The sequence below is a fragment of the Streptomyces sp. NBC_00554 genome, from assembly GCF_041431135.1.
Classification (GTDB): Bacteria; Actinomycetota; Actinomycetes; order Streptomycetales; family Streptomycetaceae; genus Streptomyces.
Window position 1 is genome coordinate 1,799,182 of the sequence record NZ_CP107799.1, and the last position, 15,522, is coordinate 1,814,703.

Here is a 15,522-nt window from a genome sequence, read left to right on the forward strand (position 1 = left end):
GCGCAGTTCCCCGCGCCCCTTGCGGGGCGCGGTTGTGCACCTGGCTTTGCCGGGTCCGGCCGGCTAGCGCACGGGCCTTGCGTAGGTGAGTTGTTTCACCTTGCGCAGGAACGGTGTCGTCTCGACGTGCCGGACGCCTTTCAGGTTGCCGAGTCTGCCGCTCAGGTAGGCGTAGAGGTCGGCGGTGTCGCGGGCGACGGCGGTCGCGACGATGTTCGAGGCGCCCGCCGTCGCCGAGGCGAAGGCGATCTCGGGGTGGGTGGCCAGGGCCTGGCCGACGGAGTGGAGGGCGGCGGGGTCGGTCGTGATCCACAGGCAGGCGGCGAGCGGATAGCCGAGGACCTCCGAGTGGTACTCGACGTCGATGTACACGGCTCCTGAGGCGAACAGCGCGGCGAGGCGGCGTTTGACGGCGGACTCGGAGTGGCCGGTGGCCCGCTGGAGTTCGGGGTAGGTGGCCCGCCCGTCGCGTTCGAGGGCGGCGATCAGCGGCTCGTCCTCCGGGGCGATCCGGGCGGGCCCGGAGGCCGTCACGGGTTCGGGGCGCAGGGCGGCGGCCTGCTCGTGCGTGAGCACCTCGAACTTGGCGGTCCAGCCCGTCGGTCCGCCGTAGAAGCGGTGCAGCAGCTGGTGGGCGCGGATCTCCATGACGCTCGGGGTGCGCGGCAGCTTGCCGAGCAGCAGCTCGTCGTGGTCACCGGGGCGGCGCGGGCGCGAGATGCAGAGCACCTCGGTGCCGCCCGAAGCGAGCCCGATCCAGGCGGTGTCGGGTCGCTTGGCGAGCGCGTCGGCGATGGTGCCCGCGTTGTCGGGGGCACAGCGCAGCCGCAGGATCCACTGGTCCTGGCCCAGCCGTTCGGCATCGCGCACGGCGACGACGCGGAGCCCGCCCTCGGCGCACAGCCTGCGGTAGCGCCGCGCGATCGTCTGGTCGGAGACACCGAGCACGGCCGCGATCCGGCTGAAGGGAGCGCGGCCGTCCGCCTCCAGCGCGGACAGCAGCTGGAGGTCGAGCCGGTCGAAGGTGTCGGATTCCACGTGCATCAGGACCACCCCTGTCGGATTCCGGTGCTCCGGCGTCCACGGCCGCCGTGATCGTCCGGCACGGCCCCATCGTACGGAGGCATACGCATCGGTGACACAGGGGAGTTGAGGACATGCGTACATGGGGGCCGCTCACAGCGGTGTGCCTGGGGTCGTTCATGTTGCTGCTGGACGTGACGATCGCGATCGTCGCGCTGCCCGACATGGCGCGGGCGCTGCACGCGTCGCTGAGCGATCTGCAGTGGGTGATCGACGGCTACGCGCTCGCACTCGCCGCACTGCTGCTGGGAGTCGGGGCGGCGGCCGACATCCTCGGCCGGCGCCGGGTGCATGTGGCGGGCGTCGTGCTGTTCGCGGTGGCGTCGCTGCTGTGCGGGCTGGCTCCGGGGCCCGGGATGCTGGTGGCCGCGCGCGCCCTGCAGGGGGTGGGCGCGGCGGCGATGCTCGCGACGACCCTGCCGCTGCTCGGCTCGGCCTATCAGGGGCGGCAGCGGTCGGCGGCGCTCGGTGTGTGGGGAGCCGTGAGCGGCAGCGCGGCGGCGGTCGGTCCTGTGCTCGGCGGACTGCTCACCGAGGGGCCCGGCTGGCGGTGGATCTTCTTCGTCAACCTGCCGGTGAGCGTGGCGTCGGTGTGGCTGACCCTGCGGGTGGTGCCGGAGTCGCGTGGCCCGCGCGGGATGACCGTCGACTGGGCGGGCACGGCGGCGTTCGCGTGCTTCGCGGGGGCGACGACGTACGGGGTGGTGCGGGCCGGGGCCGACGGCTGGACGTCGGCGGTCCCGGCGGGCTCGTTCGTCCTCGCGGCGCTCTCACTGCTCGCGTTCGTGCTGGTGGAGCGGCGGGTGGCGCACCCGCTGCTGGATCTCTCGCTGCTGCGCAAGCCGGCGTTCGTGGGCGTGATGGCGGGTGCGCTCGCCTTCAACGGGGTCGCCTTCGGGGTGCTCGCCTACGTTTCGATCTGGACGCAGACGGTGCTGGGCATGAGCCCGGTGCACGGCGGGCTCGTGCTGCTGCCGCTGACGGGGGCATCGGTCGTGGTCGCGATCCTCGGCGGGCGGCTGCTGCACGGGGTTCCGGCGTGGCTGACCATCGGCGGCGGGCTGCTGCTGATCGGCTCGGGCAGCTGCTGCCAGGCCGTTCTCGACGCCGGCGCGAGCTGGACGGCGCTGGTGCCGGGCCTGGTCCTGGTGGGCATCGGCACCGGGCTCGTCGCCCCGGCGATCGCAGGCGCGGCGCTCGCCGCGGTACCGGCCGAGCGGGCGGGCATGGCGGGCGGCGCGGTCAACACGGCCCGGCAGCTGGGGTACGCCCTCGGCGTCGCCGTGTTCGGCACGGTGCTGACCTCCCGTATGCAGGACACCCTGTCGCACGACGCGGCCCACACCCTGGCGGGCGGTGGCGCCGGGGCACTGCGGGGCGCGCTGTCCGAACAGACGCTGCGGGCCGCGTTCGCGTCGGGGCTCAATTCGGCGTCGGTGGCGGCGGGTGTGACGGGGTTGATCGCCGGTGCGCTGGTACTGGTGTTGGTGCGGACGCCGCGTGCCGTGACGGGCGGGGCCGAGAAGCCGGTGGAGCAGCAGGTGGGAGCGGATCTGGGGTGACGTCTGCGGTGCCGGTCCCCGAGCCCCGGGGACCGGCCGATGTCACGCTTCGCGGTCGGAATCGGAACTTCCACATCCGGTTTACGGCTCGTATGGCTCGTACAGATTCGGTGGAGATTACGGGACGGAAACCTACGGAACCGTAGGCGATTGTGTCCGGCCCTTCCCCATGTGAGGGCATTTCCGCGACTGACCAGTAGGTATGTCGCGCTCTCCGGCGTCCCCGCCCCCCTCCCGCCCCACGGTCCGGTGGGGTAGCTTTCACGGCGCTGTGCGGAGCGCCACTAGGAGCGGGATTGCGCGAGTTCACCAACCCTCCGTTGGCGTCGGCGCCGCCGGTGGGCGGTTTGGCCGACGTCGTCTTCGACCATGCCCTCGAAGACCCGCTCCACATCGCCCTCGGCCGCAAGGACGAACAGGGGCAGTGGCGCGATGTGACCGCCGCCGAGTTCCGCGACGAGGTGCTCGCACTGGCCAAGGGGCTGCTCGCCCAAGGGGTCCGGTTCGGGGACCGGGTCGCGATCATGTGCCGTACGCGCTACGAGTGGACGCTCTTCGACTACGCGCTGTGGACGATCGGCGCCCAGGTCGTGCCCGTGTACTCCACCTCCTCCGCCGAGCAGGTCTTCTGGATGCTGCACGACGCCCAGGTGTCGGCCGTCATGGTGGAGCACGAGGACCACGCGATGACGATCGCCACGGTCGTCGACCGGCTGCCGCAGCTGCACAAGCTGTGGCAGCTCGACGTGGGCGCGGTGCATGAGCTGTACGAGGCGGGCGCGCACATCGACGACGAGGTGGTGCACCGGCACCGGCGCGCGGTCACACCCGAGTCGATCGCCACGATCATCTACACCTCCGGCACCACCGGGCGTCCCAAGGGCTGTGTCATCTCCCACGCGAACTTCATGTTCGAGGCGGACACCGTCATCGAGCGCTGGGAGCCGGTCTTCCACTCCAAGCGCGGCGACGAGGCCGCCACGCTGCTCTTCCTGCCGCTCGCGCATGTCTTCGGGCGCATGGTGCAGGTCGCCGCGATCCGCGGGCGGGTCAAGTTCGGGCACCAGCCGCAGCTGAACGCGGCGGCCCTGCTCCCGGACCTGGCCGCGTTCCAGCCGACGTTCTTCCTCGCGGTGCCGTACATCTTCGAGAAGGTCTTCAACGCGGCCCGCCGCAAGGCCGAGAAGGAGGGCAGGTCGGGCCCCTTCGAGAAGGCCGTCGACATCGCCGTGCGGTACGCGGAGGCGATCGAGGAGAAGGCCTGGGGCATCGGACCCGGCCCCTCGGCGGGTCTGCGCGTACAGCACCAGGTCTTCGACAAGCTCGTCTACTCCAAGGTCCGGGCCGCGATGGGCGGCCGGGTGAAGCACGCGATGTCCGGCGGCTCGGCGATGGACCGGCGGCTCGGGCTGTTCTTCGCGGGCGCGGGCGTCTTCATCTACGAGGGGTACGGGCTCACCGAGACCACGGCGGCCGCGACCGCCAACCCGCCCGAGCGCACCCGGTTCGGCACCGTCGGGCAGGCCATCCCCGGCACCACCGTGCACATCGCGGACGACGGCGAGATCTGGCTGCGCGGCGACAACCTCTTCCAGGGCTATCTCAACGACCCCAAGGCCACCGACGCCACCCTGCACGACGGCTGGCTCGCCACCGGCGACCTGGGCGCGCTCGACGAGGACGGCTACCTCACCATCACCGGGCGCAAGAAGGAGATCCTGGTGACCTCCGGCGGCAAGAGCGTCTCGCCGGGCGTGCTCGAGGAGCGCGTACGCGACCATCCGCTGGTCGCCCAGTGCATCGTGGTCGGCAACGACCGGCCCTACATCGCGGCGCTCGTCACCCTCGACTCCGAGGCCGTCGACCACTGGCTCCAGATGCGCGACAAGGCGCCGATGCCCCCGGGCGACCTCGTGCGCGATCCCGACCTGGAGACCGAGGTACGGCGCGCGGTGGTCGCCGCGAACACGCTGGTGTCGCAGGCCGAGTCGATCCGTACGTTCCGGATACTGGCCCACCAGTTCACCGAGGAGCACGGGCTGCTCACCCCTTCGCTGAAGCTGAAGCGGAAGGCGATCGAGAACGCGTACGCGTCGGAGGTCGAGGCGCTGTACAGGGCGTGAGCCCTGCTTGATGTCATTCCGGCAGGGCGTGAGCCCTGCTGGGAGTCGTTCCGGCGGGGGGATGCGCCCTGCTTGGAGTCGTTCCGGCGGAGCGTGAGCCCTGCCGGAAGTCTTTCTGACGCCTCGTCACTTATCGACGCGTCAGATATTGACGGTCCGTCAGATCCCACGCACACTTTCGGTCACTCGCTACGGAGGGGGACCGACCGTGTCGCGACCGATCCGCACCATAACCGCCGCCATCGCCGCGCTACTGCTCGCCGCCACCGCCTGCAACTCGGCCTCCAGTGGCGGGAGTTCGGGCAAGGCGGGCAGCTCCGTGCGCGGAGTGACCGACGACTCGATCAAGGTCGGTGGGATCGTCTCGATGACGACCGCCACGGGATACTCCAAGAAGGACACCGACCTCGGCGCGAAGGCCCGCTTCGACCGGGCGAACGCGGAAGGCGGCGTCAACGGCCGCACCATCGACTACCTGGGCGCCGAGGACGACGGGCAGGACCCGGCCAAGAACCTGGCCGCCGCACGCAAACTCGTGCAGCAGGACAAGGTGTTCGCGATCGCGCCGATGAGCTCGACGACGTTCTCGGGCTCCGACTTCCTGCAGCAGCAGAAGGTCCCCACCTTCGGCTGGGGCACACTGCCCTCCTTCTGCGGACCCACCTACATCTACGGCTTCGGCGGCTGCATGGTGCCGATGCCCGGCGGCACCATCTCGCAGACCTGGCCCGAAGGGCTCAAGCAGGTGACGGGCGGCGCAGAGGGCAAGTCCGTGGCGATTCTGGCCAACGACAGCGACGCCGGCACCTTCGCCATCCGCACCTACAAGCAGAGCTTCACCTCGGCGGGCTACAAGGTGACGTTCGCGAAGTCGTCCGTGCCCGCGGGCGCCGTGCCGAGCGACTGGTCGGCCTACACGAAGGAGATCCTGCGCAGCAACGGCGGCAAGGCGCCGGACGCCGTCGTCTCCGTGATGCAGACCCCGTACAACATCGGCCTGTTCACGGCGCTCAAGCGCACCGGATACGACGGTCTGCTCACCGACCCCACCGACTACGACCCCTCACTGCTCGCCAACAGCGCGACGAAGAAGGCGCTCGACGGGGTGCACATCCTGCTGTCGTTCCAGCCGTTCGAGCAGGACAGCGCGGCGATGACGCAGTTCAAGGAGGACATCAGGCAGGCGGCCGGGAAGGATGTGCCCTTGAACATGCACATGATGACCGGCTATATGTCCGCCGACCTCTTCCTCTCCATGGCCGAGAAGGCGGGCAAGGACCTGACGGTGGCGTCCTTCCAGAAGGCCGCGCAGGGATTCTCCGACACGGACACGATGGTCGGCGACCGCGCCGAACCCCGGGGCCAGAAGGAGTCGTTCGGCTGCGGAGCGCTCGTGCAGCTCAAGGACGGGAAGTACGTGGTGTCGGCGCCCTTCAAGTGCTACACGCCGATCCCCTTCAAGTAGCCGATCAGCAGAGGGACTCGGGATGTCGGACCTGCTGGGATTCGTGCTGAGCGGACTGGTCTCGGGGGCGCTGTACGCGCTGCTCGCGACCGGACTCGTGCTGTCCTACTCGGCCTCGGGTCTGTTCAACTTCGCGCACGGCGCCACCGCCTATCTGTCCGCGCTCGTCTTCTATGAACTGCACTCGGGCCTCGACTGGCCCGCCGTACCGACCGCCGTGCTGGTGATCGGGGTGCTGGCGCCTGCGCTGGGCTGGGGACTTGACCGGCTGATGTTCCGCAAGCTGGCGCGGGTCGGTGAGACGGCTCAAATCGTCGCCACCATCGGCCTGTTGGTGGCGCTGCCCGCTCTGGGGCTCTGGATCGTGGAACTCCTGGAGGGCGCGGGGGTGTCCGTCAAGCCCGCCGAGAACCAGTTCGGTCTCCCCGGGGTCGGGCCGAGCCCGGCGAAGTCCTGGCAGCTGATGGACGGGGTCGGCGTCGACTCCGACCAGTTGATCACCTGGGTGGCGACCGCCGTCGTCGCCGTCGGCCTGTGGATCCTGATGCGGCACACACCGCTCGGGCTGCAACTCCGGGCAGCGGTGGACAACCGGTCCCTCGTGGAGCTGCGCGGGATGAGCGCGGACCGGCTGTCGTCCATCGCGTGGATGCTCTCCTCGGCGCTCGCCGGACTCGCGGGCGTCCTCGCCACTCCCCTACTCGGCCTGTCCGCCCACGACTTCACCCTCTTCCTCTTCGTCTCCGCCACCGCCGCGGTGCTCGGCCGCTTCGTCTCGATCCCGCTCGCCTTCGCGGGCGGCCTCGGCCTCGGAGTGCTGCAGAACCTGGTCGCCGGGTACGCGACGTTCGCCGAGCGCATCACCGGATTCCGTACGGCGGTCCCGTTCCTGATCCTCTTCGCCGGGCTGCTGGTGCTGACGCGACGGCAGCGGACGGCGGGCACGGCGGCGGCCATGGACCCGCCGCCGGTGGACTACTTGGCGGGGCGGTCATGGGTACGGCGCTGGGGGCCCTGGGCGGCGGCCGCCCTGGTTCTCGCCAACGCCTTCTACACCGTCACAACCCCCTTCTGGAGCGGCATCCTCGCCCAAGGGCTCGCCCTGTCACTGGTGTTCATCTCGTTCACCGTGGTGACGGGGCTCGGCGCGATGGTGTCGCTGGCGCAGGCGACCTTCGTGACGGGCGCTGCGCTGGTAGCGGGGCTGCTGATGAGCCATGGGTGGCCGTTCGTGGCGGCCGCGGCGGTGGGTACCTGCGCGGCGGCCGTGCTGGGCGCCCTTGTGGCGCTTCCCGCCCTGCGGGTGGGCGGCCGCTCCCTCGCACTCGCCACCCTCGCGCTGGCCTTTCTCGCCGACCAAGTCCTCTTCCAGATGGGCTGGTTGAGGAACGGAGACACCGGCTGGGCGATCCCGCGTCCGGTGTTCGGGCCGGTGGACCTGAGCGACGACCGCGCGATGGGCGTGGCCATGATCGTGCTCGTCGCGCTGGCCGTGGCGGCGCTCAGCGCACTGCGCGACTCGCCGTCCGGGCGGGCGATGCTCGCGGTCCGCTCGGCACCGGCCGCGGCGATGGCCTCGGGCGTGTCGGTGATCCGCACCAAGCTGATGTTGTTCACGCTGTCGGCGGGGCTCGCGGGCTTCGGCGGCGTGATGTACGCGTCGTACAGCACCCGCATCACCGCGACCGACTTCACCGCGATGACCGGGCTGATCTGGCTCGCGGTGGTCGTGGCGGCCGGGGTACGCCGCCCGCAGTTCGCCGTGGTCGCGGGGCTCGTCTTCGCCGTCGTACCGCATCTGCTGTCCGACTACGTCACCGAGTCCGTCCACCTGCCCGTGGTCCTGTTCGGCCTGGCGGGCCTGGCACTGGCCAACGACCCGGACGGCTACGCGGCGGCGGTGTCCACCCGGCTGCACCGCAGGCGCACGACGCCGACGCCGCGTACAGCCCCCGAAGCACCCCCGGCCGCCGCACCACGAACGCCTGCCGAGGCACCGACCCCGGCCGCCCTCGAACTGCGCGCCGTGCGCGCCGGCTACGACGGCGCCCCCGTCCTGCACGGCGTCGACCTCGCCGTCCGCCCCGGCGAGATCCTCGCCCTCCTCGGCCCCAACGGCGCCGGCAAGTCCACCACCTGCCGCGTCGCCGCCGGGCTCCTGGCCCCGCTCACCGGCCAGGTGTACGTCGCCGGACGCGACGCCACCCGCGAGCGGGCCGTCGGACGGTCGCGGGCCGGGGTCGTGCTCGCGCCCGAGGGACGCGGGATCTTCCCCTCCCTCACCGTTGAGGAGAACCTCGCCCTGCGGCTGCGCGCCCGGGACGAGCGTGACGCCGTGTACGCCCGTTTCCCGGTCCTCGCGGCCCGCCACGGCGTCCTCGCCGGCTCCCTCTCCGGCGGCGAGCAGCAGATCCTCGCGCTCGCGCCCCTCCTCCAGCGCCCGCCGAACGTACTGATCGCGGACGAGCCCTCGCTCGGACTCGCCCCGCGCGTCGTCGAGGAGGTGTTCCGGCTGCTGACCGAGCTGAAGGAGGCGGGCACGGCACTGCTGCTCGTCGAGGAGAAGGCGGCGGAGGTCCTCGGGGTCGCGGACACGGTCGCCTATCTCTCGCGGGGACGGGTGACATGGTGCGGTCCGCGCGAGGAGGTGGAGGCGGACCGGCTGACGGAGGCATACCTGGGGATCGGGGCCGGCACTGGCGGCTCCCCGCAGCACGGACCCCGGCCCGAAGGGATGGTGCGGCCATGAACGGCGGCACAGCGGCCACGGACGATGGTGCGGCCATGAACGGCAGCACAGCGGCCACGGACGACAACACGCCCGTCCTCGAAGCCGTCGGCGTCGGGGTCCGCTTCGGTGGCGTCCGCGCCCTGGACGGAGTGAGCCTCGCCCTGCGCCCCGGAGAGGTCTGCGGGCTCATCGGCCCGAACGGCGCCGGAAAGACCACTCTCTTCGACGCCCTGTCGGGCATCCGCCGCCCCGACGAGGGACGCATCCTGCTCGACGGCACGGACGTCACCCGCCGCTCCCCCGTCTGGCGCGCCCGCCACGGCATGCGCCGCACCTTCCAGCGGCAGCAGCTCTTCGGCCAGCTCACGGTGGCCGACAACCTGGTGGTGGCCCAGGAGTGGCGCGGGGGCGGGGGCGGTCTGGTGGCCGATCTGGTGGCCGCACCCACACGGCGTACGCATGAGAAGGGCCGCCGGGAACGCGCGGGAGCCGTTCTACGGAGCTGCGGCCTCGACGGCATCGGCGGTGCGTACGCCGGAGCCCTGCCCGTCGGCCAGGCTCGCATGGTCGAGCTGGCTCGTGCGGTCGCGGAGCCGCCCAGGGTGCTGCTCCTTGACGAGCCCGCGAGTGGAATGACGGATGACGAAATCGGTCATCTGTTATCTGTCATCCGTTATCTGTCAGTCGAAGAGGGCTGTGCCGTGCTCCTCGTCGAGCACAATGTCGCCTTCGTCATGAAACTCTCCGCCCGCGTCGTCGTCCTGGACCTCGGCCATGTCCTGGCCGAGGGAACGCCCGCCGAAGTCCACGCCGACCCGAAGGTCAGAGACGCCTACCTCGGAACCGTTTCCGGCCATTCTCCGGCTCGCACCGTCGGTCCGCGCGGCGATTCCTCCGGTCAGGAATGCAACACGGCCCGTGATCGTTGACGATGGGAGTTCCACCCGACGACTTAAGGATCGAGAGCTCGTGAGCAAGGTCCCCCCGATCATCCTGAACAACGGCGTCGAGATGCCGCAGCTCGGTTTCGGCGTCTGGCAGGTGCCGGACGACGAAGCGGAGCGGGCGGTTTCCACCGCGCTGGAGGCCGGGTACCGCAGCATCGACACAGCGGCGGCCTACAACAATGAAGAGGGCACCGGCAAGGCCATCGCGACCTCCGGAGTCGCCCGCAAGGACCTCTTCGTCACCACCAAGCTCTGGAACAGCGACCATGGGTACGACTCGACGCTACGCGCGTTCGACACGTCCCTGGAGAAGCTCGGCCTGGAGTACCTGGATCTGTACCTGATCCACTGGCCGACGCCGGCGCGGGGCAAGTACATCGACACGTACAAGGCCTTCGAGAAGATCTACGCGGACGGCCGCGCCAAGGCGATCGGTGTCTCCAACTTCCTCCCGGAGCACCTGGATTCGCTGATCGAGGCGACGTCCGTCATCCCCGCCGTCAACCAGATCGAGCTGCACCCGCAGCTCCAGCAGATCGCGGCGCGTGAGTACCACGCGGAGCAGGGCATCGCCACCGAGGCGTGGTCCCCGCTCGGCTCGGGCAGGGGCCTCCTCGAGGTCCCGGCGATCATCGCCATCGCCCAGAAGCACGGCCGCACGCCTGCCCAGGTCGTCCTGCGCTGGCACCTCCAGCTGGGGAACGTGGTGATCCCCAAGTCCGTGACCCCGTCCCGGATCAAGGAGAACATCGAGGTCTTCGACTTCTCCCTGGACACCGAGGACATCGCGGCGATCGCCGCCCTGAACGAGAACCGCCGCCTGGGTCCCGACCCGGCGACGTTCAACCAGGCCTGACCTGTACTGACACCGGCGCCGGCCCGGACGCGTGGATCGCGTCCGGGCCGGCGCCGTTCTCCGTCGGGTGCCTCAGACGGGCTGGCCGATCGGCCGCACCACCACGGTGTTCACATCGACACCGGCCGGCTGCTCGATCGCCCAGACGATCGACTCGGCGAGCTGGTCCGCGGTCAGCAGCAAGCCCGGCGGCAGGCTGCCGTAGCTGTCCCAGAACGGGGTCTCCACGCGTCCGGGCGAGATCAGCGTGACGCCGACTCCGAACTCGGTGACCTGGCGGCGGGTGTTCTCGGCGAGCCCGGTCACGGCCCACTTCGTCGCCCCGTAGATGTTGCCGGGCCCGTGGATGTGGCCCGCGACGCTGCCGACCAGCACGATCCGGCCCCGCGTCTCCTTCAGGGCGTCGATGGAGGCCCTGATCAGCAGCGCGGGACCGAGCACGTTGGTGAGCACCATCTCGGGCCACCCGGCGGGGTCGCCCTCGGCAACTGTGTCGTGCGTGGCGAAGCCTGCGTTGGCGATGACGGTGTCGAGCCGCCCGAACTCCTTGAGCGTCGCCTCGACCGCCGCCTGGACGTGGTCGTACTCGGCCGCGTTCCCGGCGATCGTCAACAGGCCGTCGGGGCGGCCGAGTTCCTCGGCGAATCCGCGCAGCCGCTCCTCACCCCGCCCCGTGACGGTCACTCGCTGCCCTGCGTCGAGAAGCCGCCGTGCGACCGCGGCGCCGATACCGCTGCCGCCGCCGGTGATGAGCGTCACTGGTGAGTCGGTCATGGTTACCCCCATACGTTTCCGGTGAACGCCGGGAGTCCATCACTTGGAGCGCTCTCGAAGTCAAGGGCCTCACCCCCCGGCCGGGCGGCGGCTGCCGGCACCAGGGGAAAACTCCGTTGCGCGCCCGCCCGGCACCAACGGACAGTGGATCCATGAGCATGCCCACCCCTCCGGCCGGCCTGACCGTGCGCCCGGCGACCTTCGACGACGCGGCGGCGGTGTGCGCGCTGCTCAACGAGATCGACCTGTTGGAGATCGGTCGCGCCGACACCGACCTGGCGGAGATCCAGGCGGACTTGAAGCACCCCGAGACGGATCTGGAGCGCGACTCCTGGCTGCTCCTCGACGGCGGCCGACTGATCGGATACGGCCTGCTGTGGGACGAGTCCGGCGGCGAGCGCATCGACATGGACGTCTACACGCTGCCCGACCGGCCGGACGGGGACCAGTACTTGTTCGACCTGATGGAGGTGCGGGCCACCGAGCATGCGGCCGCCAACGGGGCGGCACGAGCGGTGGTGCACCTGCATCTCAACACTGCCCCCACCTTGGACCTGCGGGCGCTGCGCGGACGGGGCTGGCGTCCGGTCCGCCGCTACAACGTGATGGCCCGTCAGCTGTCCGGCGACACGGACCGGTTGCCCGCCCCGCCCCCTGGTGTGACGCTGCGCCCCTGCTCGACCGAGCCGGACCGCCGAGTCGCCCACGCGTTGCTGCAGGAATCCTTCGCCGACCATTTCGACTTCCAGCCGCGTAGGTACGAGCAGTGGCTGGACGACATCGACGCCGAGCGTGCCGACTGGTCACTGATCTGGATCGCGCACCTCGACGGCCTCGGGGACGCGGCGGCGCTACGCAGCCACGACAACCGTGCCTCGATGGCCTGGATCGCCAGCCTCGGCGTCCTGCGCAAGGCCCGGGGCCAGGGCCTTGGCAGCTACCTGCTGCGCCACGCCTTCGGGCACTACGCGGCGCGGGGCCGCGACCGCATCGGCCTGGGCGTGGACACGGACAACAGCACTGGCGCGCTCGCGCTGTACGAACGGCACGGTATGACTCTCGACTTCGGTGTGGACACCTGGGAGTTGATCCGCCCGGTCTGAGGGAGCGCTTCGCCGTCCGGTTCGAGGACGAGACGCCGACCGAGGGCGAGACGCCGGCCGAGGGGCTACTCCGGCTTCACTCCGACGTACACGGTGTGCGCCGTCAGCAGGAACGTGTCCGGGCGGTGGTGCACGCTCGCCTTGTCGTCCGGGTCGAGGAGCCGGTCGAGGGTGGCGAGATCGTCGGCGTCGAGGTGTTCGCCGAGGCCCTCGCGGCGGTGGGTGAGGGCGGAGACGACGAAGGCGCGGGCCTCGTCCGAGAGGGGGGCGGGAAGGTCGAGGAGGAATGTGCGGGTGGCGACGTGGCGCAGACCGACAGCGTGCATCAGGGCGGGCCAGTCCTCCGTCTCGGTCACCGCGCCGGGCAGCTCGGCCCGCATCTTGGCGAACCACTCCTCCTGGATCGCGTCGATACGGGACTGCAGGCCGGGGCGGCCGATCCCGATGTCGCGCGGGAAGTAGCGCGCGGGCAGTCCGCCTTCCAGGAGGGCCACGGCGCCGCCGGGGGCGAGCGCCCGCGCGAAGCCCTCGAGTGCGGTCCGCTGGTCGCCGACGTGGTGCAGGGACCTGCTGGCCCACAGCAGGTCGGCGGGATACTCCAGGTCACCGAGCCCGTCGTCGAGATCGGTCCGCAGGGTGCCGAAGCGGTCGGCGACGCCGAGCCGGTCGGCGTGCTCGCGGGCCCGCTCCAGAAGGGGTTCCACACCGTCCACGGCGACGACCCGCGCCTGCGGGAAGGTGCGGGCGAGGAGGCAGGAGACGATGCCGGGGCCGCTGCCGGCGTCCACGATCATCTCAGGTTCGGGCTGCCACTCCCGCAGCCAGGCCGCCGCGCTCGCGTAGAGAGGGGAGGTGAGCTCGGCCTCCTGTTCCAGGTAGGGGAGCATCTCGGCGAAGTCCATGTGGGTGTGGCCGTCATGCGCGTGGTCGTGGGGTGCGTGGTCGTGGTCGTGTGCCATGGTTCCGAGCCTCTCGTCCGGGTGTGCACAGCCTGCGCCGCCACTCCCGGAAACGGCCACTCATGTTGCTCATACAGCAAAACGGGCGTACGACGGCGGGCCGGAAAACATGGGGTTCGCGATCCGCCAGGGGCTGGGGAAGCGGAGCTGTCCCCTGGCGGATCGCGTCAGCCGGCGGTCACAGCGCCGGGTACGCGTTCCTCATGAGTTCCTGGAACTGGGCGGAGAACCAGTGCCCGGACAGCGGAGCGTTCGCCAGCGCGCCGGACATGTTGTTGTTGTTCCGCGGGTTGCCGGTGTACGTCGGGTCGCACATCCGGTCGAAGCCCTTGCCCTCGTCGTTCGGGATGGCGGTGCTGGAGCCGTCCGACTCACCCGGGGGCTTGATCCACACGTACGCGTCGATCCCGGCCGCCGGGGCGGCCTTCGGGCGCTCGCCGAGGCCGGCGCCGGACTGGTTGCACCAGTTGCCGAGGTGGATGCGCCGGTCGTAGCGGCCGCCGTCGACGTAGGTGTCCACGGTGGTGGTCGCGCCGGGTCCGGTGGGCCTGGCGGTGCCGCCCCAGCCGTTGCGGGAGGTGTCGATCAGCATGCCGATGCCGGAGTCGAAGCCGATGGAGACGAGCTGGTTCCGCATGGCCTGCGCGTACGACAGTTCGTCGACGTAGCGGTTCCAGTCGACCCACTTGGACAGGCGGACCGACGTACCGTTCACGGTGTCGTTGATGGTGAAGTAGTCCTCCTTGAGGGCGCTGTAGTTGGCCGTGTTGACGATGAAGCCGTGCACGTCGGCGACGGTCGCGCCCTCTGCGGTGGCGGCCAGCTTGAACATGTCGGCGGAGGCACCGAAGTTGTCGTCCCAGCCGAGCCAGCCGTGGTGTCCGGCGTCCACGTAGTTGTAGACGTTGGGCACGTCGCCGAGCTTGTTCAGGGCGTAGCCGACGCCCTTGATGTAGTTGCCGTTGGCCTTCATCGTGTCGCAGTTGGCGGTCACGGTGGGGCGCGGGGTGACGTTGGTGACGAGGTTCGGCAGCGAGTCGATCTCGACCGTCGTCACGATCCGCAGGGCGGCGTACTTCGGGTCGGCGAGGATCGCGGCGATCGGGTCGATGTAGGCGGTCTTGTACCTGTCGATCTCGGTCGCGCCGAGTTCGCCGTTGGAGGCGAGGGCCGCGCAGTCACGGCCTGGGAGGTTGTAGATGACGAGCTGGACGGCCAGTTCGCCGGTGCCCTTCTGCTCCAGGGCCTCGTCGAGGTGGTCGCGCAGCCCCATGCCGCCGTTTACGCCGTTGATGGCGGCGATCCGGTCCAGCCAGACTCCGGTCGGCTGGTTGGAGATGCGGCTGCCGCCCGGCTCGGCGGCGGCCTTCGCGGCCCACTCGGGATTCACGTACACCTTGGCACCGGCGTACGGGTTGTCGACCTTGGTGCCGGTGGGCGGGTCCGTCGGATCGCCGCCTCCGCCTCCGTCGTCGACGTTGCAGGTCACCCCGTCGAGCGTGAAGGTGGTGGGCAGTGCGTTGGTTCCGCTGTACGAGGCGTTGAAGCCGAAGCTGACCGAACCCCCGCTCGGCAGGGAGGCGTTGTAGCTCTCGTTGGCGGCGGTGACGGCTGTGCCGCTCTGGCTGATCTTCGCGTTCCAGCCCGAAGTGACCTGCTGGTTCCCGGCGTAGGACCACTTCACCGCCCAGGAGGTCTTGGCGGCGCTGTTGTTGGTGACGGTGACGGCTGCGGTGAAGCCGGTGCCCCACTGGTTCTGCACCTTGTAGTCGACGGTGCAGGGGATGGCCGCGATGCCTGTGTCGGCCGGGATCGCCGCGGCTGCGGCTCCGGCCGTTGCGGCGACCATGGCGAGGGCGGCGAGTAACGCTGTTCTGGTACGGCTCATGAGTGCGGGTTCCTATTCGTTGACGAATGAC

The 15,522-nt window shown here is 70.5% G+C and carries 11 protein-coding genes; 7 read left to right on the forward strand and 4 right to left on the reverse strand.

Features of this window, described 5'->3' with window-relative positions:
- Positions 1-63 precede the first annotated feature (63 nt).
- On the reverse strand, positions 64-1,044 hold the full coding sequence (locus tag OG266_RS08015) for an Lrp/AsnC family transcriptional regulator (protein ID WP_371544068.1): 981 nt from the start codon (positions 1,042-1,044) through the stop codon (positions 64-66).
- A gap of 113 nt (positions 1,045-1,157) precedes the next feature.
- Here OG266_RS08015 and OG266_RS08020 point away from each other — a divergent pair, with 113 nt between their 5' ends.
- The 6 genes from OG266_RS08020 to OG266_RS08045 all read left to right on the forward strand — a co-directional run bounded on the left by OG266_RS08020 (position 1,158) and on the right by OG266_RS08045 (position 10,767).
- On the forward strand, positions 1,158-2,645 hold the full coding sequence (locus OG266_RS08020; protein ID WP_371544070.1) for an MFS transporter: 1,488 nt from the start codon (positions 1,158-1,160) through the stop codon (positions 2,643-2,645).
- Positions 2,646-2,941: 296 nt separating this feature from the next.
- Entirely contained in the window at positions 2,942-4,768 is a 1,827-nt protein-coding gene (locus OG266_RS08025; RefSeq protein ID WP_371544072.1) for a long-chain fatty acid--CoA ligase, read from the forward strand.
- Positions 4,769-4,976: 208 nt separating this feature from the next.
- On the forward strand, positions 4,977-6,233 hold the full coding sequence (locus OG266_RS08030; RefSeq protein ID WP_371544074.1) for an ABC transporter substrate-binding protein: 1,257 nt from the start codon (positions 4,977-4,979) through the stop codon (positions 6,231-6,233).
- Positions 6,234-6,255: 22 nt separating this feature from the next.
- On the forward strand, positions 6,256-8,982 hold the full coding sequence (locus OG266_RS08035; RefSeq protein WP_371544076.1) for an ATP-binding cassette domain-containing protein: 2,727 nt from the start codon (positions 6,256-6,258) through the stop codon (positions 8,980-8,982).
- A 35-nt stretch (positions 8,983-9,017) separates the two neighbouring features.
- A complete protein-coding gene (locus OG266_RS08040; protein ID WP_371552689.1) occupies positions 9,018-9,893 on the forward strand; it encodes an ABC transporter ATP-binding protein in 876 nt (291 codons plus the stop codon).
- Between the two features lie 82 nt (positions 9,894-9,975).
- Positions 9,976-10,767, forward strand: a complete 792-nt coding sequence (locus tag OG266_RS08045) for an aldo/keto reductase (RefSeq protein WP_329550054.1) — start codon at positions 9,976-9,978, stop codon at positions 10,765-10,767.
- A 72-nt stretch (positions 10,768-10,839) separates the two neighbouring features.
- Here OG266_RS08045 and OG266_RS08050 read toward each other — a convergent pair whose 3' ends face one another.
- Positions 10,840-11,541 (reverse strand): SDR family oxidoreductase, encoded by a 702-nt coding sequence (locus OG266_RS08050; protein ID WP_371544077.1) that lies wholly within the window; start codon positions 11,539-11,541, stop codon positions 10,840-10,842.
- A 152-nt stretch (positions 11,542-11,693) separates the two neighbouring features.
- On the opposite strand from OG266_RS08050, the gene OG266_RS08055 reads away from it, so the two are divergent.
- Positions 11,694-12,644 carry a GNAT family N-acetyltransferase gene (locus OG266_RS08055; RefSeq protein WP_371544079.1) on the forward strand — a complete coding sequence of 317 codons (951 nt, stop codon included), beginning with the start codon at positions 11,694-11,696 and terminating at the stop codon, positions 12,642-12,644.
- A gap of 65 nt (positions 12,645-12,709) precedes the next feature.
- Here the strand turns inward: OG266_RS08055 and OG266_RS08060 are convergent, their stop codons facing one another.
- Both OG266_RS08060 and OG266_RS08065 read right to left on the reverse strand, forming a co-directional pair.
- Positions 12,710-13,603, reverse strand: coding sequence for a trans-aconitate 2-methyltransferase (locus OG266_RS08060; protein WP_371544081.1), 894 nt, complete (start codon positions 13,601-13,603; stop codon positions 12,710-12,712).
- Between the two features lie 178 nt (positions 13,604-13,781).
- Positions 13,782-15,491 carry a glycoside hydrolase family 6 protein gene (locus OG266_RS08065; protein WP_329544591.1) on the reverse strand — a complete coding sequence of 570 codons (1,710 nt, stop codon included), beginning with the start codon at positions 15,489-15,491 and terminating at the stop codon, positions 13,782-13,784.
- Between the last annotated feature and the right edge of the window lie 31 nt (positions 15,492-15,522).

Coding starts and splice junctions, on each gene's coding strand:
- OG266_RS08015 (WP_371544068.1), bottom strand. CDS start 1,044: ATGCACGTGGAATCCGACACCTTCGACCGGCTCGACCTCCAGCTGCTG.
- OG266_RS08020 (WP_371544070.1), top strand. CDS start 1,158: ATGCGTACATGGGGGCCGCTCACAGCGGTGTGCCTGGGGTCGTTCATG.
- OG266_RS08035 (WP_371544076.1), top strand. CDS start 6,256: ATGTCGGACCTGCTGGGATTCGTGCTGAGCGGACTGGTCTCGGGGGCG.
- OG266_RS08040 (WP_371552689.1), top strand. CDS start 9,018: ATGAACGGCAGCACAGCGGCCACGGACGACAACACGCCCGTCCTCGAA.
- OG266_RS08045 (WP_329550054.1), top strand. CDS start 9,976: ATGCCGCAGCTCGGTTTCGGCGTCTGGCAGGTGCCGGACGACGAAGCG.
- OG266_RS08050 (WP_371544077.1), bottom strand. CDS start 11,541: ATGACCGACTCACCAGTGACGCTCATCACCGGCGGCGGCAGCGGTATC.
- OG266_RS08055 (WP_371544079.1), top strand. CDS start 11,694: ATGAGCATGCCCACCCCTCCGGCCGGCCTGACCGTGCGCCCGGCGACC.
- OG266_RS08060 (WP_371544081.1), bottom strand. CDS start 13,603: ATGGCACACGACCACGACCACGCACCCCACGACCACGCGCATGACGGC.
- OG266_RS08065 (WP_329544591.1), bottom strand. CDS start 15,491: ATGAGCCGTACCAGAACAGCGTTACTCGCCGCCCTCGCCATGGTCGCC.